Annotated in this window: 18 protein-coding genes; 9 read left to right on the top strand and 9 right to left on the bottom strand. The window is 67.2% G+C overall.

The window, feature by feature from the left end; all coding sequences use genetic code 11:
- The first annotated feature begins 50 nt into the window (after positions 1-50).
- The 3 genes from ACV22Z_RS11280 (at position 51) to ACV22Z_RS11270 (ending at position 2,481) form a co-directional block, all read left to right on the top strand.
- Positions 51-299 (top strand): DUF4224 domain-containing protein, encoded by a 249-nt coding sequence (locus ACV22Z_RS11280; protein ID WP_448076360.1) that lies wholly within the window; start codon positions 51-53, stop codon positions 297-299.
- 3 nt (positions 300-302) lie between these two features.
- Positions 303-1,373 carry a tyrosine-type recombinase/integrase gene (locus ACV22Z_RS11275; RefSeq protein ID WP_448076359.1) on the top strand — a complete coding sequence of 357 codons (1,071 nt, stop codon included), beginning with the start codon at positions 303-305 and terminating at the stop codon, positions 1,371-1,373.
- A gap of 76 nt (positions 1,374-1,449) precedes the next feature.
- Positions 1,450-2,481, top strand: coding sequence for a MerR family transcriptional regulator (locus tag ACV22Z_RS11270; RefSeq protein WP_448076399.1), 1,032 nt, complete (start codon positions 1,450-1,452; stop codon positions 2,479-2,481).
- Positions 2,482-2,617: 136 nt separating this feature from the next.
- On the opposite strand, the gene ACV22Z_RS11265 is transcribed toward ACV22Z_RS11270, so the two are convergent.
- A complete protein-coding gene (locus ACV22Z_RS11265) occupies positions 2,618-4,000 on the bottom strand; it encodes a sigma-54 interaction domain-containing protein (protein ID WP_448076358.1) in 1,383 nt (460 codons plus the stop codon).
- Between the two features lie 252 nt (positions 4,001-4,252).
- Here ACV22Z_RS11265 and ACV22Z_RS11260 point away from each other — a divergent pair, with 252 nt between their 5' ends.
- The 4 genes from ACV22Z_RS11260 to ACV22Z_RS11245 all read left to right on the top strand — a co-directional run bounded on the left by ACV22Z_RS11260 (position 4,253) and on the right by ACV22Z_RS11245 (position 9,426).
- Entirely contained in the window at positions 4,253-5,119 is an 867-nt protein-coding gene (locus ACV22Z_RS11260; protein WP_448076398.1) for an MBL fold metallo-hydrolase, read from the top strand.
- A gap of 39 nt (positions 5,120-5,158) precedes the next feature.
- Positions 5,159-6,838: a TIGR01244 family sulfur transferase gene (locus ACV22Z_RS11255; RefSeq protein WP_448076357.1), complete on the top strand. Its 1,680-nt coding sequence runs from the start codon at positions 5,159-5,161 to the stop codon at positions 6,836-6,838.
- Between the two features lie 39 nt (positions 6,839-6,877).
- Complete coding sequence (locus ACV22Z_RS11250) at positions 6,878-7,684, top strand: sulfite exporter TauE/SafE family protein (RefSeq protein ID WP_448076356.1); 807 nt, start codon at positions 6,878-6,880, stop codon at positions 7,682-7,684.
- Between the two features lie 131 nt (positions 7,685-7,815).
- A complete protein-coding gene (locus ACV22Z_RS11245; RefSeq protein ID WP_448076355.1) occupies positions 7,816-9,426 on the top strand; it encodes a DUF3472 domain-containing protein in 1,611 nt (536 codons plus the stop codon).
- Between the two features lie 102 nt (positions 9,427-9,528).
- Here ACV22Z_RS11245 and ACV22Z_RS11240 read toward each other — a convergent pair whose 3' ends face one another.
- The 4 genes from ACV22Z_RS11240 to ACV22Z_RS11225 form a co-directional block, all read right to left on the bottom strand.
- Positions 9,529-10,362, bottom strand: a complete 834-nt coding sequence (locus ACV22Z_RS11240) for an ABC transporter permease subunit (protein ID WP_448076354.1) — start codon at positions 10,360-10,362, stop codon at positions 9,529-9,531.
- Positions 10,359-11,288 carry an ABC transporter permease subunit gene (locus ACV22Z_RS11235; RefSeq protein ID WP_448076353.1) on the bottom strand — a complete coding sequence of 310 codons (930 nt, stop codon included), beginning with the start codon at positions 11,286-11,288 and terminating at the stop codon, positions 10,359-10,361. Before ACV22Z_RS11235 ends, ACV22Z_RS11240 begins: the two co-directional genes overlap by 4 nt.
- The gene (locus ACV22Z_RS11230; RefSeq protein WP_448076352.1) at positions 11,285-12,445 is read right to left on the bottom strand and encodes an ABC transporter ATP-binding protein; all 1,161 of its coding nucleotides are present in this window, start codon (positions 12,443-12,445) and stop codon (positions 11,285-11,287) included. The genes ACV22Z_RS11235 and ACV22Z_RS11230 overlap by 4 nt, the downstream gene beginning before the upstream one ends.
- A gap of 86 nt (positions 12,446-12,531) precedes the next feature.
- Entirely contained in the window at positions 12,532-13,626 is a 1,095-nt protein-coding gene (locus ACV22Z_RS11225) for a polyamine ABC transporter substrate-binding protein (protein WP_448076351.1), read from the bottom strand.
- A 453-nt stretch (positions 13,627-14,079) separates the two neighbouring features.
- On the opposite strand from ACV22Z_RS11225, the gene ACV22Z_RS11220 reads away from it, so the two are divergent.
- A complete protein-coding gene (locus tag ACV22Z_RS11220) occupies positions 14,080-14,283 on the top strand; it encodes a DUF1289 domain-containing protein (protein WP_448076350.1) in 204 nt (67 codons plus the stop codon).
- A gap of 100 nt (positions 14,284-14,383) precedes the next feature.
- Here ACV22Z_RS11220 and ACV22Z_RS11215 read toward each other — a convergent pair whose 3' ends face one another.
- From ACV22Z_RS11215 to ACV22Z_RS11205, 3 genes are all read right to left on the bottom strand, one after another.
- A complete protein-coding gene (locus tag ACV22Z_RS11215; protein WP_448076397.1) occupies positions 14,384-15,025 on the bottom strand; it encodes an OmpW/AlkL family protein in 642 nt (213 codons plus the stop codon).
- Positions 15,026-15,090: 65 nt separating this feature from the next.
- Positions 15,091-16,281 carry an NAD(P)H-dependent flavin oxidoreductase gene (locus tag ACV22Z_RS11210; RefSeq protein ID WP_448076349.1) on the bottom strand — a complete coding sequence of 397 codons (1,191 nt, stop codon included), beginning with the start codon at positions 16,279-16,281 and terminating at the stop codon, positions 15,091-15,093.
- Between the two features lie 126 nt (positions 16,282-16,407).
- A complete protein-coding gene (locus tag ACV22Z_RS11205) occupies positions 16,408-17,844 on the bottom strand; it encodes an aldehyde dehydrogenase family protein (protein WP_448076348.1) in 1,437 nt (478 codons plus the stop codon).
- A gap of 325 nt (positions 17,845-18,169) precedes the next feature.
- Between ACV22Z_RS11205 and ACV22Z_RS11200 the strand changes: the two genes are divergently transcribed.
- Positions 18,170-18,535 (top strand): hypothetical protein, encoded by a 366-nt coding sequence (locus ACV22Z_RS11200; protein ID WP_448076347.1) that lies wholly within the window; start codon positions 18,170-18,172, stop codon positions 18,533-18,535.
- 21 nt (positions 18,536-18,556) lie between these two features.
- Here ACV22Z_RS11200 and ACV22Z_RS11195 read toward each other — a convergent pair whose 3' ends face one another.
- The gene (locus ACV22Z_RS11195; RefSeq protein ID WP_448076346.1) at positions 18,557-19,462 is read right to left on the bottom strand and encodes a LysR family transcriptional regulator; all 906 of its coding nucleotides are present in this window, start codon (positions 19,460-19,462) and stop codon (positions 18,557-18,559) included.
- Positions 19,463-19,551 lie beyond the last annotated feature (89 nt).

Raw genomic sequence — 19,551 nt, 5'->3', positions numbered from 1 at the left:
GAAGCAGCACAACGGATATTGGAAGTGACGCGGAAAAATTGGAGATTGGAATGAGCGATACCTTCCTTTCGGTTGAGGAAGTGGCAGAATTGACTGGCATCCGCACTGGGCGTCGCGGAAAGACACGCGAGCAGTTGCAAGCCGAATGGCTGCGATCTTCGGGGCTGCCATTCTGGATGAACGCCCGCGGCCGCCCAATCGTCGCGCGCATTGCCATCGAGGGCCGAGCCGGCGTCGCGCCTGCGGTAGAATCGCCACGGCCAAAGTGGCAACCCCCAACCCTCGCGCTCGTAGGCTAAGCCATGGGACGCAAACCAACAGTTCATACGAATATGCCGCCACGCATGCGGCCCCGCGTCCGCGGCAAGAAAACCTACTACTACTATGACGCCGGCGGTAAGCCTCGAAAGGAGATTCCACTCGGCTCAGATTACGTCGTCGCCGTCCAGAAATGGGCTGAGCTCGAGCAAGAGAAACTGCCACCAGGCGGCATCGTGACATTCGACGAGGCCGCGAACCAGTACGTCGCAGAGATCCTCCCGAAGAAAGCCCCACGCACGCGCAGCGACAATGTGAAGGAGCTCGCATTCTTGCGTGAATACTTCACTGGCGCGCCACTGCCCGACATCGAACCGACCGCCATCCGAGGCTATTTCCGCTGGCGCGCGCAGAAGGCGCGAGCATGGTACGAGTCGAAGAAGCGGCCGGCGCCTCAGGATGCTGGGCACGTGCGCGCCAATCGGGAGATCGCCCTGTTCTCGCACATCTTCAACTATGCCCGCGAGAACGGCCTCACGAAGGCTCCTAACCCATGCCTCGGCGTGAAGCGAAATAGTGAGGAAGGACGCGATGTATACATCGAGGACGACCTGTATCGCGCGGTGTATCAGGCGGCTGATCAGCCGACCCGAGACGCGATGGATCTGGCCTATCTGACCGGTCAGCGTCCCGCCGACACGCTCCGCTTCGACGAGCGGCATATCAACGCCAGCGGTGAGATCGAAATCCGGCAGGGCAAGACGAAGAAGAAGCTGCGGATCGTGATCGAGGGCGAGCTCGCGCAGTTAATCGAGCGCATCCGCGCTAGAAAACGCGGCTACAAGGTCGTCAGCACGTCCCTCGTCGTCAATGAGAGAGGGCAGCCGCTGCGGACACACGCACTTCGTACGCGCTTCGACAAGGCCCGCGAGAAGGCTGGCATCGACAAAGACCTGTTCCAGTTCCGCGACCTGCGTGCGAAGGCCGGAACTGACAAGACGGAAGCCGCCGGAGACATTCGCAAGGCTCAGCAGCAACTCGGTCACGCATCGATCGTAATGACCGAGAAGTACGTCCGGCAACGCCGGGGAGACAAGGTCAAACCGACCCGCTAACTATTCCGCAAAAGCTATCCGGACAACGGTCTGATGCGGCTTTGCGAGCGGAAAATTTCCGTGAATTGCGGAACAAATTACGACGTATGTCTTTGATTTTCAAAGACTACCCCATGGACTGACCGTCCGCACGCTGCACCACTATCACGCGATCGGTCTGCTGACACCTTCGGCGCGCGCCGACAACGGCTACCGGCTGTACGACCGCGACGACATCGCCCGGCTCCACCAGATCCAGGCATTGCGTCGCTTCGGCCTGCCGCTCGCCGAGATCGGCGCTTACCTGAACCAGCCCGGCACCCCGCTCGTCGAGATCGTCGCGAAGCAGATCGCGATGCTCGATCGCGAAATCGAGCAGGCCGCGCGGCTGCGCGAGCGGCTCGTGCACCTGCACGCGCAGCTCGCCGGCGGCGGGCAGCCGGAACTGGCCGATTGGCTCACCACGCTGGAGTTGATGACCATGTACGACAAATATTTTTCCGAGGAAGAACTCGCGCGCATGCCGATGTACCGCAAGAGCCAGACAGGCGATGCGGAATGGATCGCGCTCGTCGACGAAGTGCGCGCGCTGAAGGATGCCGGCGTCGCCCCCGAGGACGCCCGCGCCCGCGCGCTCGCCGAGCGCTGGATGGCGCTGCTCATGCGCGACACGAACGGCGACCCGCGGCTGCTCGCGAAACTGAACCTGATGCACGAGCGCGAGCCGTCGATGCAGGCGCAGATCGGTATTTCGACGGCGTTGCGCGACTACGTGCTGCGCGCCTCTGCCGAAACGAAGATGCAGATCTTCGAGCAGTACCTGGCGCCGGACGAGATCCGCTTCATGCGCGCGCACTACGGCGAACGCGCGATCGAATGGCCGCAGCTGATGGCCGACGCGCGCGACGCGATCGATGCGGGCACGCGGCCCGACTCGCCGGAAGGCCGGGCGCTCGCGCAACGCTGGCTCGACCTGTTTCGCAGCTATGCGGGCGACGATCCTGCGACGCACGCGAAATTCCGCCACGCGATGCAGAACGAGCCCGCGTTGATGAAGGACTCGTGGGCCGACGACGCGCTGCTCGGGTTCATGCGCGAGGCGATGGCGCAGTTGAAACCGCAGCGTTGACCAGTGTGCGCCCGGGTGGCACATGAGCGACGTGTGCCGCCAGGGCGCCCGTCATGCCGGGCACCGTGCGCCGGCGCGATGCGTCAGCCCGCGTCGCTCCGCGGCGGCTCGCCGAACCGCGGCCCGGCACACGCCCTCACGCATCCCGCGTCGCAATCCCGAGCGCGCGCAGCCGCCGGTACAACGTGCGCTCGCTGATCCCGACGCGTTCGGCCAGCGCCTTGCGCGTCCCCGTGAACCCGCTCGCGATCCGCACGAGTTCGGCATCGGTCAGCGCACTCGGGCCGCCCGCGCCGTCCTGCGGCATCGCGGGCGCGGCGATCAGCTCGGGCGGCAGGTGCTCGACGCGTATCGTCCCGTCGTCCGCGAACAGGCACGCGCGCTCGAGCACGTTGCGCAGCTCGCGGATGTTGCCCGGCCATGCATACGCGTCGAGACGCGCGCGTGCGGCATCGGTCAGCACGAACCGCGCCGTGCGCGCATCGCCCGCGCCGGCGCGCGCGTTCGCGATCCGTTGCAGGATCGACGTGGCGAGCAGCGCGATGTCGCCGCGCCGCTCGCGCAGCGCCGGCAGGTGAATCGGAAACGCGCTGATCCGGTAGTAGAGATCCTGCCGGAAGCGCCCGTCGTCGATCATCTCGCGCAGCGGCTTGTGGGTCGCCGCGACGAGCCGGAAATCTGCGCGCAGCGCCTCGACGCCGCCGACGCGCCGGAACGTGCCCGATTCGATCAGCCGCAGCAGCTTCACCTGCATCGGCAGCGGCACGTCGCCGATCTCGTCGAGAAAGAGCGTGCCGCCCTGCGCCGTCTCGACGAGCCCCGGCTTGCGCGCCGCCGCGCCGGTAAACGCACCCTTCTCGTAGCCGAACAGTTCGCTTTCGAACAGCGTCTCGGCGATCCCCGAGCAATCGACAACGACGAACGGCCCCATCGCGCGCGCGCTCGCCTCGTGCAGCGCCCGCGCGAACAGTTCCTTGCCGGTGCCCGACTCGCCGAGCAGCAGCACCGGCAGCGTCGACGGCGCAACGCGCTGCAGCGCGCCGAGCGCCGCGTTGAACGCATCCGAGCCGCCGACGAGCCCTTCGGCGCTCGGCTGCGCGGACGCGCTGCGCACCGTCGTCAGCCGCTCGACATACGCGATCACGCGCCCCGCCACGTCGAAGATCGGGCGCAGTTCGACGTCGACGTGCTCGGGGCCGCGCGGCGTGTGATGAATGTGCAGCACGCGGTTCAGGCTGCGCGATTCGCGCGCCTGCTTCATCGGGCAATGCTCGCCCGCCTGGTCGCACGGCACGTCGTAGTGATGCGACACGCGGTAGCAATGGCGGCCCACATGCTCGACGCCCGCGACGCCGAACTGGCGCCGGTAGGCGCCGTTCGCCGCGAGGATCTGGTAGTCCGGATCGACGACGATCATCGGCTGCGGGTCCTGCTCGAGATAGGCGACGAGCGCGCTCACATCGGGCGCGGCGCCGCGCGGTTCGTCGGGAACGATCGGAATGATGTCGTGCTGGCTCATGAGCGGGGGGGCGGCATAGCGGCGATTGCGATAACTGCCAATTCTGCCATGCCACTGCCATATCTGGCAGTGCATATGCGCTGCCGGCTCGGGCGTGGCGCGGCACATTGTGCTTCCGTCGACAAAAATACGATATAAATCAAGGGACTGGCGCTTTTCACGTGCATCGCTTCGACCTGGCATGCTTTTTGTACAAGAGGACGCCAATTGCAGAACCAGAACGAGGAGTTTCCCGTGAGCAACGCGTCCGTGATGTCGGTCGAAGGCTTCTTCGACCCGGCGACCAGCACCATCAGTTATCTCCTGCTCGATACGACGAGCCGCGAATGCGCGCTGATCGACAGCGTGCTCGACTACGACCCGAAGTCGGGCCGCACCCATACGGCGAGCGCCGACCGGCTGATCGCGCGCGTGGCCGAACTCGGCGCGACGGTCCGCTGGCTGCTGGAGACGCACGTGCATGCCGATCACCTGTCGGCGGCGCCGTACCTGAAGGCGCATGTCGGCGGCGAAATCGCGATCGGCGCGCAGGTGCGGCGCGTGCAGCACGTGTTCGGCCGGCTGTTCAACGCCGGTCCCGCATTCACGCCCGACGGCAGCCAGTTCGACCGGCTGCTCGACGACGGCGACGTGCTCGCGGTCGGCGCGCTGTCGATCCGCGCGATGCATACGCCCGGCCATACGCCGGCGTGCGTCACCTACTGCGTCGACGCCGGCGCCGAACGCGCGGCATTCGTCGGCGACACGCTGTTCATGCCCGACTACGGCACCGCGCGCTGCGACTTTCCTGGCGGCGACGCGCGTGCGCTGTACCAGTCGATCGCGCGCGTGCTGAGCCTGCCGCCCGACACGCGGCTGTACCTGTGCCATGACTACCAGCCCGGCGGCCGCGCGCTGCAGTACACGAGCACCGTCGCCGACCAGCGGCGCGCGAACGTCCACGTGCGCGATGGCGTGACCGAAGACGATTTCGTCGCGATGCGCGCCGCGCGCGACGCGACGCTCGACATGCCGGTGCTGATGCTGCCGTCGGTGCAGGTCAACATGCGCGCCGGCCACCTGCCCGAACCCGAAGACAACGGCGTGCGCTACCTGAAGATCCCGCTCGACGCGATCTGATCTGCACGCACCGCCCCGCCCCAACCGGAGTCCCCCCACATGAACATTCGCAAGCTGACCGGCACGCTGTCGGTCTCGCCCCAGATCACGGCGGCCGACCTGCCCGCGCTGCGCGACGCCGGCTTCCGCGCGATCGTCTGCAACCGGCCGGACGGCGAAGGCCCCGACCAGCCGACCGTCGCCGAGATCCAGGCGGCTGCCGTGCCGCTCGGCATCGCCGTTCATTACCTGCCGGTCGATTCCGGCAAGGTCACCGACGACCAGGCCGCGCAGTTCGGCGCGCTCGTCGCGTCGCTCGAGGGGCCTGCGCTCGCCTACTGCCGTACGGGCACCCGCTCCGCGACGCTGTGGGCGCTGTCGCAGGCCCGTCTGCGGCCGCTGAACGACATCGTCGCGACAGCCGCCGCCGCGGGCTACGACTTGAGCGCGCTCGCGCCCCGCATCGCGCAGCATGGGTCGCAGCGCGGCACGCCCATGACGCCGCCGGTCGAAACGCGGCACGACATCGTGATCGTCGGCGCGGGCGCCGCCGGCATCGCGGTCGCATCGAGCCTGCTCGCGCGCGACCGCTCGCTCGACATCGCGGTGATCGATCCCGCCGACGTCCACTACTACCAGCCCGGCTGGACGATGGTCGGTGCAGGCGTGTTCAAGCCCGAAACCACCGCTCGGCAGATGGCCGCCGTGCTGCCGCGCGGCGTGCGCCGGATCCAGGCCGCGGTCGCCGGATTCGAGCCGGACGCGCACGTGGTCGTGCTCGACGGCTGCCGGCGCATCGGCTACCGGCAGCTCGTCGTGTGCCCGGGGCTCAAGCTCGACTGGCACGCGATCGACGGGCTTCCCGAGACGCTCGGCCGCAATGGCGTCACGTCGAACTACCGCTACGACCTCGCGCCCTACACGTGGCAGCTCGTCCGCGAATTCCGCGGCGGCCGCGCGCTGTTCACGCAGCCGCCGATGCCGATCAAGTGCGCGGGTGCGCCGCAGAAGGCAATGTATCTGTCATGCGACCACTGGCAGCGCATGGGCCGCCTCGGCGCGGTCGACGTCGAGTTTCTCAACGCGGGCGCCGCGCTGTTCGGCGTCGCCGACTACGTGCCCGCGCTGATGGAGTACGTGAAGCGCTACGACATCGGGCTGTCGTTCGGCCACAACCTCGTGTCGATCGACGGCCCCGCGCGCCGCGCGACGTTCCGGCGCGCGCTGCCCGACGGCGGCGCGGAAACCGTCGTGTGCGACTTCGACATGATCCACGTCGTGCCGCCGCAGCGCGCGCCCGATTTCGTGCGCGCGAGCCCGCTCGCCGACGCAGCCGGCTGGATCGACGTCGATCCGGCCACGCTCAGGCACAAGCACCACCCCGACATCTTCGCGCTCGGCGACGCGACCAACACGACCAACGCAAAAACCGCCGCCGCCGCGCGCAAGCAGGCGCCCGTCGTCGCGCACAACGTGCTCGCGGCGCTCGGCCGTGCGCAAGGCGCCGCAACCTATGACGGCTACGGCTCGTGCCCGCTGACCGTCGAGCGCGGCCGGATCGTGCTCGCCGAATTCCTGTACGGCGGCAAGGTCGCGCCGACCTTCCCCGCGTGGCTGATCGACGGCAAGCGCCCGTCGCGGCTCGCGTGGCTGCTGAAGGAGCGCGTGCTGCCGCCGCTGTACTGGAAGGCGATGCTGCAGGGCCGCGAATGGCTCGCGAAGCCCGAGATTGCCGGTTGACCGCCGGCTGGGCCAACGGACGAATGAACGGATGACATCATGCTGATTTCTCTCGTGCTGGGCGGTATCGTCGGCGCGGTGCTCGGACTGACGGGCGCGGGCGGCGGGATCCTCGCGGTGCCGGCGCTCGTCGTCGGGATGGGCTGGCCGATGCAGCAGGCGACGCCCGTCGCGCTCGTCGCGGTCGCGGGCAGCGCGCTCGTCGGCGCGCTCGAGGGTTTCCGCCGCGGGCTCGTGCGCTATCGCGCGGCGCTGCTGATGGCCGCGGCCGGCGTGCCGCTCACGACGCTCGGCGTGCGGCTCGCGCACGTGCTGCCGCAGCGCGTGCTGCTGACTTTGTTCGCGCTGACGATGCTCGTCGTCGCGGGCCGGCTGCTGCAGCAGGCGCTCCGGTCGCCGCACGGCACGCCAGCCGTGTCGCCGCTGTGCGTCGGCCGCGTGAACCCCGACACCGGCCGGCTCGTCTGGTCGTGGCCCGCCGGTCTCGCGCTCGCGTCGACCGGTGCGGTCACCGGCCTGATGACGGGCCTGCTCGGCGTCGGCGGCGGCTTCGTGATCGTGCCGATGCTGCGCAAGTTTACTGATGTATCGATGCACGGGATCGTCGCGACGTCGCTGATGGTGATCGCGCTGGTCGGCACGGGCGGCGTGTTCGCGACGCTCGTCGCCGGCACGCACGCGCCGCTCGACGTGACGCTGTGGTTTACCGCGACGACCGCGCTCGGGATGGTCGCCGGCCGTGGCGTGTCGCGCTTTCTGTCCGCGCGGAACGTGCAGATCGGTTTCGCGGCCGCGCTCGTGTGCGTCGCGCTCGGGTTGCTTGCGAAGGCTGCGTTCGGCGCGTGAGCCGGACGCAGGGAACGACCGCGCGTCCCGTCGCCCGCCGTAACCTGGCGGTCAGGATCCGCATGCTAGACTCGCCGCCACGCGCCGTCCCCCGGCGCGTCAAGACCAACAACGAAAAGAGGAGTCTGGCCATGCACGTCGGCAGACGAGGAGGCACGGCACTTGCCGCGCTGCTGTTCACGCCGCTCACCGCGCTCGCGGCATCCGCCTATACGGCGACCTTGACGCTCTCCAGTCTCGCGCCGACAGTTGGCGGTACCGACAAGGCGACGCTCAATCTCGCGAACACCGGCACCACGCCGGCTGCCGCCGGCGTCGTGATCGGCATGCCCGCGGGTTTCACCGCGAACGGCTTCACGAGCGCGTGCGGCGGCACCCTGGCCAGCGACGGCACCGCGCAGCTCGCGCTGACCGGCGCGACGGTGCCGGCAGGCGGCGCATGCACGTTCACCTTCACGCTCGGCGTGCCGCCCGTTGCGTCCCTGCCGCCGCCGGGTGCACGCAGTTTCAGCCTCACGGCCAGCACGGCGCCGGGCCTCGCGACGCTGTCGGCCAGCACCGCGCCGACGCTCAACGGCTTCCTCGGCGCGACACCAGGGCTCTACAGCAACACGTGGTTCCCGTCGACGGTGCGCAGCGTCGCGATCCTCGACCTGTTCATCACGCCGCAGACCGACCCCGGCCCGAACTCGAACGTGTACTGGTCCAACCAGGTCAATTCGCTGCACGGCTACACAGGCTTGCAGTCGACCGAACTGGTGTCCGCCAGCGAAGGCGCGGGCAAGCAATTCCTGTTCAGCCTGTGGGGCGCGACCGCCGCGAAACCCGGCACGCCCGCGAGCGCCGGCATCGGCGCCGGCAGCTTCTGCACGGTCAGCAGCTCGGCAACGGACGGCAGCGCCGGCGCGCAATGCCGCTACCGCTACGAGTGGCAGGCGGGCCACACGTACCGCTTCCGCATTACGCCGGACACGAGCCAGGGCCCCGGCTGGTTCAAAAGCAACGTGACCGACGTGACGGGCGGCGCGACCGGCGACAGCTTCGACATCGGCAGCATCTACGTCGGCACGACGCAGACGCAGGTGCCGGTGTCGTCGATCAGCCAGTGGGTCGAGTACTTCGACTGGAATTCGAGCCGCACGAGCTGCGCGTCGGTCGCCTACACGAACGCCCGGTTCTCGGTGCGCGCGTACGACACGCTCGGCAATGCGGTGACGGTGCCGGCCCCGTCGGTCACGGTCAACAAGACGTGTCCCGCCTCCTATGCAAATGCGTCCGAGTCGAACGGCGTCGCGACGCTGATCGGCGGCCCGCAGCAGTCGGCGGCCGGCCTCGTCAAGGCCAACGGCGCGTGCCTGACGGCGTCGGGCGGCCTCACCGACGGCAGCGCCGCGACGCTCGGTGCGTGCCCGACGCTCGCGTCGGTGCGCGCATCCGGCGGCACGCATTTCAATCCGCAACTGTGGGTCGCCGCCGGCGACGGCACGCTGCAGACCAAGTACAGCTACTGCCTGACCGCGCCGGCGCCCGGCGCCGCCGGCAGCGCGCTGCTGCACACCTGCGTACCCGGCGAGGCGGACCAGCAATGGCAGGTGCAGGCCGGCACGTTGCCCGGCACGGCGCAACTCGTGTCGCTGCCGTCGGGCCGCTGCCTTGCGCCGGCCGGCAGCGCGCTCAGCCTCCAGCCGTGCACGACGGCCACGGCCGTCTGGACGACACCCGGCAAGAGCTTCGCCTACTGATTCACGTGCTGACCGTTGCGCCGCGCAGCGGCGCATAAGAAAACGCCCGGCCCGACTTGTCGTCGGCACCGGGCGTTTTGCGTGGCGTCGGGCGAAACGGCGTCAGGCCAGCGCCGCCTCCGCCATCGCCGCCATCCTGCGCCGCTCCTGGCGCAGCATCACGAAGTTCGCGAGCACGACGCCGGCCGTCACCGCGATGATGAACAGCGTCGCGAGCGCGTTCATCTCCGGATTCAGGCCGAGGCGCACGCGCGAGAACACGACGAGCGGCAGCGTCGTCGAGCCGGGGCCCGACAGGAACGCCGACAGCACGAGATCGTCGATCGACAGCGTGAACGACAGCAGCCAGCCGGCGATCAGCGCCTGCGAGATCAGCGGCAGCGTGATCGTGAAGAACACCTTCAGCGGCGTCGCGCCGAGATCGAGCGCGGCTTCCTCGAGCGACGGGTCCAGTTCGCGCACGCGCGACTGCACGATGATCGCGACGTACGAGATGCACAGCATCACGTGGCCGAGCCAGATCGTGAAGATCCCGCGCTCGGCCGGCCAGCCGATCCACTTGGCGAGCTCGATGAACAGCAGCAGCAGCGAGATGCCCTGGATCACCTCGGGAATCACGAGCGGCGCGTTGATCATCCCGCTGAACAGCGCGAAGCCGCGAAAGCGGCCCATGCGCGCGAGCACGAAGCCTGCCCACGTGCCGATGATCACCGACGCGAACGCGGTCATCACGCCGATCTTCAGCGACAGCCACGCGGCCGTCAGCAGCTCGTCGTCGTCGACAAGCGCCGAATACCAGCGGAACGAGAACCCGGACCACACCGTGACGAGCTTCGACTCGTTGAACGAGTAGACGATCAGGCTGAGGATCGGGATGTACAGGAACGCGAAACCGGCAAAGAGCGCCGCGAACTGCAGGAAACGATTCGGCTTCATTTGCGGCGGCCCTCCTGCTCCTTCGCCTGGAAGTGCTGGAACATCGCCATCGGCACGAGCAGCAGCAGCACCATCGCGCAGGTGACGGCGGACGCCATCGGCCAGTCTGCGTTGTTGAAGAACTCATTCCACATCACGCGGCCGATCATCAGCGTGTTCGCGCCGCCGAGCAGCTCCGGAATCACGTACTCGCCGACCGCCGGGATGAACACCAGCAGGCAGCCCGCGATGATCCCGTTCCTCGACAGCGGCAGCGTGATCTGCACGAACGCCTTCCACGGCTTAGCTCCCAGGTCGTACGCGGCTTCCAGCAGGCGCAGGTCCATCTTCACGAGGTGCGCATAGAGCGGCATCACGAGAAACGGCAGGTACGAATACACCATGCCGATGTAGACCGCATAGTTCGTGCGGTACAGCTCGATCGGCGCATGGGTCAGGCCGATCCACATCAGGAAGTTGTTGAGCAGCCCGTTGTTCTTCAGGATGCCGATCCATGCATACACGCGGATCAGGAACGACGTCCAGAACGGCAGCATCACGCCCATCATCAGCAGGTTGCGGGTCGCCGGGTTCGAGCGTGCGATGTAGTACGCCATCGGATAGCCGATCAGCAGGCACAGCACGGTCGTGATTGCCGCGACGAGCACGGAGTTCACGTAGGTCGCGAAGTACAGGCTGTCGGTCAGCAGGAACGCATAGTGCGACAGGTTCAGCGCGATATGGACGACGCCGTCCGCGTACGACGCGAGCTCCGAGTACGGCGGAATGCCGAGCTGCAGCTCGGCGAAGCTGATCTTGACGACCAGCACGAACGGCACGAGAAAGAACAGCACGAGCCACGTGAACGGCCCGGCGACGACCGCGGTGCTGCCGGTCAGGTTGAAGCGCTTCACCGGCCAGTTGAGCAGGGACTTGAACGCGGTCATGACGTCAGCACCACGCCCGCCGACGCGCTCCAGCGCACGTAGATCTCGTCGCCGAGCGCCGGCGTCTCGAGCTCGCTGATCGCGAGGCTCGACACGTTCGCGATCACCACCTTGCCCGAATCGAGGCGCACGTGATACAGCGAATAGCCGCCCATGTACGCGACGTTGGTGATCATGCCGTGCGCCCAGTTGAACGCGCCCTCGGGCGGCTTGCGCGTGAGCGCGATCCGTTCGGGACGCACCGATACCGTGACCGGCATGCCGAGCGGGCCCGAAATGCCGTGGTTCACGTACATCCGGCACGGCAGCTCCGGCGACTCGATGAACACGTGGTCGGGCTCGTCCTCGACGGTCGTGCCGTCGAACAGGTTGGTCGAGCCGATGAACTCGGCCGAGAACCGCGTGTTCGGATATTCGTAGACTTCGTTCGGCGAGCCGATCTGGACGATCTGCCCTTCGCTCATCACCGCGAGCCGGTTCGCCATCGTCATCGCCTCTTCCTGGTCGTGCGTGACCATGATGCAGGTGACGCCGACCTTGTTCAGGATGTTGACGAGCTCGATCTGCGTGCGCTGGCGGATCTGCTTGTCGAGCGCCGACATCGGCTCGTCGAGCAGCAGCAGTTTCGGGCGCTTCACGAGCGAACGCGCGAGCGCGACGCGCTGCTGCTGGCCGCCCGACAGCTGGTGCGGCTTGCGCTTCGCGTACTTGCCCATCTGCACGAGCTCGAGCGCCGCGTGCACGCGCTCCTTCAGCTCGGACTTCGGCGTGCCTTCCTGCTTCAGGCCGAACGCGACGTTCGACTCGACCGACATGTGCGGGAACAGCGCGTACGACTGGAACATCATGTTCACGGGCCGCTTGTACGGCGGCATCTGCGCGAGGTCCTCGCCGTCGATCAGGATCTTGCCCGACGTGACCGTCTCGAGGCCCGCGAGCATCCGCAACAGCGTCGACTTGCCGCAACCGGAGCTGCCGAGCAGCGCGAACAGCTCGCCCTGGCGCACCGTCAGGTTGACGCTGCGCACCGCTTCGGTCTCGCCGAATTTCTTGACGACGTCGATGATCTGGACAAAGTTCTCGGCGCGCGAATCGGCGCCGGACGAAGGAACGAAGGACGGCGCGCCCGCGACCGGCACGCTCGACTGGCTATTCATGATGTGCTGCTTCTCTCCTGCGTTTGACGAACAAAGCCCCCGGGGGTACCAGGGGCTTCATGACTGCGGGTGCGACTCCGTTCGCGTCAGCGGCCCGACTTCAGCTCGGTCCACAGACGTGTCTGCAGGCGCTGGATTTCAGGCGGCAGCGGCTTGAGCAGGAACAGCGTCTTCACGACGTCGGCCGGCGGGTAGACGGCCGGGTCGTTCGCGACGTCAGGCTTCACGTACTTGCGCGCCTCGGCGTTCGCGCTCGGGTAGTACACCGCGTTCGTGATCGCCGCGTGAACCTTCGGATCCTCGATGTAGTTGATCCATTGCAGCGCGGCATCCTTGTTCTTCGCGTCCTTCGGGATCGCCATCACGTCGAACCAGACCGGCGCGCCGCCCTTCGGGATGTAGTACTCGACCTTGTACGGCTTCTTCGCTTCCATCGCGCGGTGCTTCGCGATCACGACGTCGCCCGACCAGCCGTATGCGAAGCAGATGTCGCCGCCGACCAGGTCGTTGATGTAGCCCGACGAGTTGAACTGCGTGATGTACGGGCGGATCTTCTTCAGCACCTGCATCGCGGCCTGGTAGTCGGCCGGGTTGGTGCTCATCGGATCCTTGCCGATGTAGTGCAGCGCCGCCGCGAACATCTGGTCCGGCGCGTCGAGCACCGACACGCCGCAGGTCTTCAGCTTCGAGATGTTTTCCGGCTTGAACAGGATGTCCCAGTTGTCGAGCGGCACCTTGCCGAGGATCTGCTGCGCCTTGTTCACGTTGTACGCGAGGCCCGTCGTGCCGTACGCCCAGGGCACCGCGTACTTGTTGCCGGGGTCCGCGCCGGCGACGAGCGCCATCAGTTGCGGATCGAGATACTTGAGGTTCGGCAGCTTCGACTTGTCGAGCGGCGTGAAGATGCCGGCGGCGATCTGCTTGCCTGCGTAGTTGCTGGTCGGCACGACGATGTCGTAGCCCGAGCTGCCCGTCAGGAGCTTCGCCTGCAGCGTGTCGTCGCTGTCGTAGTTGTCGTAGCGGACCTTGATGCCGGTCTGCTTCTCGAAGTTCGGGATCGTGTCCTTCGCAATGTAGTCCGACCAGTTGTAGACATTGAGCTGCGTATCCTTCGCTGCTGCCGCCGATGCGCCCACGCACAGCGCGAGCGCCGCGAACCGGCCCGCCACTTTTGCTTTCATCCCGTTCTCCCGTCCGGCCGGAACCGTTGTCCGGCTGTCGTCTGCCTCGCCATGGCGGTGCGTGTTGGCCCGCTCCGCCCCTCGAAAACCCCGAACGCTACCATTATTCGCCTGCCGTCTCAAAAAAATCATGCCGGTGTCGCGCAAACGGAACAGAATCCGGTCGCGTGCCGACGCGGCGGCGCGCGCAGCGGGGTGATCCGACGGAAATTCTATCGGGTAATTGGCGTCTGTCCATCCGTAAAATGAACGGGTGCCGGAACGCCGGACCGCTTACGCCGGAGATGCGACCGTTTCATGACCGCCACGCAGGCAAGCGCCGTGCAACGGCGTCGTTTCACCCGCGAACCGACGCCCGCTTTCCGGTGACCGGCCGGTCCGCCGCACCGCCGGACGGCGTCGGCTGCGATGCATTAAAATTCGCGCTGACGTTTTCACTACGCGAACCTTCCGATGGCCTCCAACCTCCACGACCTGCCCGACAGCCCCTGTATCGGCGTCTGCTCGACCCTCTTCGACGAAATCTGCAAGGGGTGCGGCCGCACGGCCAGCGAGGTGTCGAACTGGGTGTTCCTGAGCGACGACGAGAAGCGCGCCGTGTGGGAACGCATCACCCGTGAAGGCACCGCGATGCGCTTCCAGTACGACAAGCTGTAAATCCGCGCGCACAAAAAAAGAGCGGCATGCTTACCGCCATGCCGCCAACCCCAACTCTGTCTTTTCTGTCGCTGCTGTCGCTGCTGTCTTTCCCCGCGCGCTAGAACTTCATCCCGACGCCCACGCCTACGATCAGCGGATCGATGTGCAGCGTGCCGATGCCCTTGTCGCCAAGCGTCGCATCGGTGCTCATCCAGATCTTCTTCAGGTCGAAGTTCACGAACACCTTCTTCGTCACCTGCACGTCGACACCGAACTGCAGCGCCGGACCGAAGCTGCTCTTGTTGATCGACACCCCCTCGCCGCCGACATTGAGCCCGTTGTTGTAGAAGTACGTGTAGTTCAGGCCCGCGCCGACGTACGGGCGCACCTTGCCGGCATGATTGAAGTGGTATTGCAGCAGCAGCGTCGGCGGCAGCACGTTCACGCCGCCGAGATTGCCGAGGTTCGACGTCATCTGGTGCCGCGACGTGGCGAGAATCAGCTCGACGCCGAGATAGTCGCGAATCATGTACGTGAAATCGAGCTCGGGCACGATCGCGTTGTTCACGCCGATGTTGATCGCGCCGAGCGTGTCGCTGCCGCGCTCGTTCGGCTGGATGCTGATCGCGCGCAGCCGCACGAGCCAATCGCCCTGGTTAATGCCGTCGCCCGGCGACGCCGCGTGCGACAGCGACGGCATGGCAAGGAGACTCGCGGCGCAGGCCGCGGCGGTGACACAGCTTCGAATCGTCTTGTGCATCTTATGGACCCCCAATGAATGGACTCCATTCTGTCTGTAGGGTCTTTCCCGCATCTTGATATCCGTCAAGCCAGCGTAAACATGGGGCGGTTTGTCGCAGGCTCGGCCGCGCTGCCCGTCAGCAGCAGGTCGAGCAGGTCGCGCACGCTGCGGATCGCGCGGCCGAACGGCAGCGCTTCGCGGCCGCGGAAGAACAGGCCGTTCGCGACATCGCCGCGCAACGCGGCGGCAAGACGCGTATCAATGCAGAAGTGGCCGAATTTCTCGATGCCGTCGCGCAGCCCGCACACGCTCAGGCATTCGAGCGCGGCCGGACAGCGCTGCTTGAACGCGCCGAGCTTGTCGCGAATGCGCGTTTCGTTGCGCAGGTAGCGCGCGAGCCACGGTGTGTTCACCGCACGCGCCGGCAGGCCCGTCACGCTGACGAACTCGACGATGTCGTCCGGCACCGCGTCGGCGAGCACGCGCTTGAAGTTCGGATGCGCGTCGCCCTCTTCCGTCACCGCGAACGGCGTGCCGACCTGCACGCCGTTCGCGCCGGCGGCGAGCGCGTCGCGCACCGCGGCATGACTGTTGATGCCGCCGGCGACGATCAGCGGAATCTGCTCGCGCGCGAGCCCGAGCGACGCGATTATCTGCGTCGTCTCGTCGAGCACGCGCGCGAAGTCGAAGCGCGCATCGTACATGTCGTCGATCTGCGTGACGCCGAGATGGCCGCCCGCGTGCGCAGGATGCTCGATCACGATCGCGTCCGGCAGCCGCCCCTTCTTCATCCACTTCTTCAGCACGAGCGCGATGCCGCGGCTGTCCGACAGGATCGGGATCAGCGCGATGTCGCGGCCGTGCGTCAGGTCCGGCAGGTCGAGCGGCAGGCCCGCGCCCATCACGATCGCGTCCGCGCCCTCGTCGCATGCGACGCGCACATAATCCGTGTGCGCGCTGACCGCCTTCATCACGTTGACGGCGATCATCCCGCGCCCTTCGCTGTAAGTCTTCGCGAGACGGATCTCGCGCGCGAGCGCGTCGAGGTTCGCGGCTTCGAGCGTCGCGCGGTCCGGTTGCGCGCGGCAGCGCGCGAGCAGGTCCGCATGGTGATGGCGCAGGTCGATGCTCGCGATCGTGCCGAGCGCGCCTTCGCGCGCGACGCTGCCCGCGAGACGGTGCGCGGAGATGCCCACGCCCATGCCGCCCTGGACGATCGGCAGCAACGAACGGCCGCGAACAACGAGCGGCGGAAAGGAAGAGCGTGCGGGCATCGGAAACCTCGTCGAACCATCGGAAACCGCGATGATCGACGATCCGCCGGCGCGCACCTTGAGCGGCGTCAACAAAAAAACGGCACGCGAAAGGCGTGCCGTTCCGGATGCGTTGCGGCGAGCCGCTCAGGCCGGCTTTTGCGTCCTGAGCTGCATCGACTTGTATTCGAGGTACTCCTCGAGCCCGTATACGCCGTTTTCGCGGCCGTGGCCCGACTGCTTGTAGCCGCCGAACGGCGCAGCCATGTTCCACGTGCCGCCGTTGATGTCGACCTGCCCGGTGCGGATGCGCCGCGCGACGGCCATCGCGCGTTCGTCGCTGCCGGCCCAGACCGCGCCGCCGAGGCCGTACGGCGAATCGTTCGCGATGCGGACGGCCTCGTCCTCGTCGCGGTACGTGATGATCGACAGCACGGGCCCGAAGATCTCCTCCTGCGCGATCGTCGATTTCGGATCGACGCGGCCGAACACCGTCGGCTTCACGAAGAAGCCCTTCGCGATGCCGTCCGGCAGGCCGACGCCGCCCGTCACAAGCTCCGCGCCTTCGTCGATGCCGCGCTGGATGTAGTCCTGCACGCGCTGCTGCTGCACCGCCGACGCGAGCGCGCCGAGCCGCGTCGCGTCCTGGCGCGGGTCGCCCGCGACATACGCTTCGGCCGCGGCCTTCGCGAGCGCGCTCGCCTCGTCGTAGCGCGCCTCCGGCACGAGCATCCGCGTGTGCGCGGAGCAGGTCTGGCCGGCGTTCAGGTAGCACGCGTTGACCGTGCCCTTCACCGCCGCCGCGAAATCGGCATCGTCGAGAATCACCGACGCCGACTTGCCGCCCAGTTCGAGCGCGACACGCTTGACGCTGGCGGCCGCCAGCTCGGCTACGCGCTTGCCCGCGCGGGTCGAGCCCGTGAACGACACCATGTCGACGTCGGGATCGGTTGCGAGCACTTCGCCGACGACCGGCCCGTAGCCGCACACGAGGTTGAACACGCCAGCCGGCAGCCCCGCTTCATGGATCGCTTCGGCGAGCATGAACGCGTTGAGCGGCGCGACTTCCGTCGGCTTGAGGACGACCGTGCAGCCGGCGGCGAGCGCCGGCGCGACTTTCAGCGTGATCTGGTTGAGCGGATAGTTCCACGGCGTGATCGCCGCGACGACGCCCACCGGCTCGCGCACGACGAGCGAGTTGCCGACCTTCGCTTCGAATTCGAACGACTCCGCGAGCTTCGCGTACGCGTTCCAGTTGTAGATCGGTCCGCCGACCTGGATCGCGCGCGACAGCTTGATCGGCATCCCGACTTCGCCGGTGATCGACTGCGCCAGCTCCTCGCTGCGCGCCTGCAGGTGCTCGGCGATCTTGCGCAGGTAGGCGGCACGGGTGGCGGGCGGCGTCGCGGCCCAGCCGTCGAACGCGGCGCGCGCGGCGCGGATCGCGGCCTGCGCATCGGCCGGCTGGCCTTCCGGAATCCGGCCGATCACGCCCTCGGTGCCCGAGTCGATCACGTCGATCGTGCCGGTGCCCGCCGGCTGGCGCCATGCGCCATCGATATAGAACTGGTCGTAGGTTTTCATCGTGATGTTCCGTCTCCATGGAAGCGGACATTCTAGCGACTGCGTGGCTGGCGTGACGATCCGCGTGCAAGACCGGCAGCGTGGCCGCCAGGTCTGCCGACACGGTTCGCAGCGCATTGCGTCGGTCGTGCCGGCATGTTCCGGTCGCCCGGCGCCGGCGGCCGGCGCGTTCACGGCCGGTCCGCTAGCGTGCCGCGCACCGTGCGGCGGGATCCGCAACTGCCCGGGTGCGCGACGTGGCCCGCATCGTGCTATGTTTTTACTATCGGCACCGGCCCCTTGCAGCCGGCGCCGCCCGGAATCGATGCATTTCGTGAGCGCTGCCATGACCGACGCCCCCCATACCCTCGGCTCGCACGACCGCCTGGAGCTGCTTTGCTGGCTCACCTGCGGCAACCTCGGCGCGTTTTACCTCAACGAATCGTGGCCGGATGCGGCCTTCCAGGTCCAGGCCGCGCATCGCTGGCTCGACCGCCACCTGCGGCAGGCCGACTGGCTCGCGATCGCGAAGCTGTCGGCGATCGCGCAGGACATCGCGAAGCGCCATGCGGGGTTCGTCGACGCGTCATGGGCGCGCGACGCGGTCGAGGAGATCGTCGACACCGACGACCTGAACTATCAGGCCAAGCTCGTGCAGTGGGTGTACGAAGACTGCTGCAAGGCGCTCGCGGATCAGCGGCTGGCCGACTGACGACGCGCGCCGGCGCGCGCGTCAGGTTCCGCACGCGTGGATCAGAAACTGCTGCAAGGCCATCGCCGGCCCGGCCAGCTTGCCCTTCTTCCGCCAGATCATGCCCGCGTCCATTTGCGGAATCGCGTCGTGGATCGGACGTGCTTCGATGCGCTTGCCTTCCAGCGACCACGGGCGAAACACCATGTCCGACAGGATGGTCACGCCGAAACCGTGCGCCACGAGTCCGCGCAGCGCTTCCATCGACGACGTGCGAAAGGCGACGTTCGGCGCGATGCCCGCTTCCCGCCAGTACCGTAGCGTCGACTGCTCGCCTTCGTCGACGGTAATCAGGATGTACGGATAGCCGGCAATGTCCTTCAGCGACGGCGCCCGCAACTGCGCGAGCGGATGCGACGGCGCGACCCACAACTGCCGCCGCGACCGGATCAGCACCTGGCTGTCGAACCGGTTCGGCCGCTCCACGTTCGACAGCAGCACGACTCCCATGTCGATCTCGTCGTCGAGGACCGCCGCCTCGATATCCGCCCGCTCCATGTCGCGCAGATCGAACTCGATGTAAGGATAGGTCGTACGAAAGCGCGCGAGCAGTTCCGGCAGGAAGTAGCCGAGCACCGTGTACGACGCCGCGATCCGCACCGTGCCGCGCAGGTCGTGCGAACGGAACGGCGGCTTGTGGACGGCATCGCGCGCGGCGTCCAGCACGCGTCGCGCGTGGTTGTAGAAGTCCTGGCCGTCCGGCGTCAGCGCGACCCCTTGCGGCAGCCGCTCGAAGAGCCGCATGCCGAGCCCGTTTTCGAGCGCGAGCACGGCGTTCGTGATCGCGGACTGCGACACGTGTTCGTTGGCGGCCGCCATCGAGAACTGGCCGGTTTGGGCAGCGGCGACGAAGTACCGCAACTGCCGGAGCGTGAGATCGAATGCCATCTGTTTTTCGCATACCAGAGTTTGCTATTTGTGATTTTACGATAGCAAATCGGCTTCCTATACTCGGCGGAAAAACAGGATGACCGGAG

The organism is Burkholderia sp. PU8-34 (assembly GCF_053427725.1).
The sequence above is the reverse complement of the archived record's forward strand: the minus strand, read 5'-3'. Positions and strand labels throughout refer to the sequence as shown.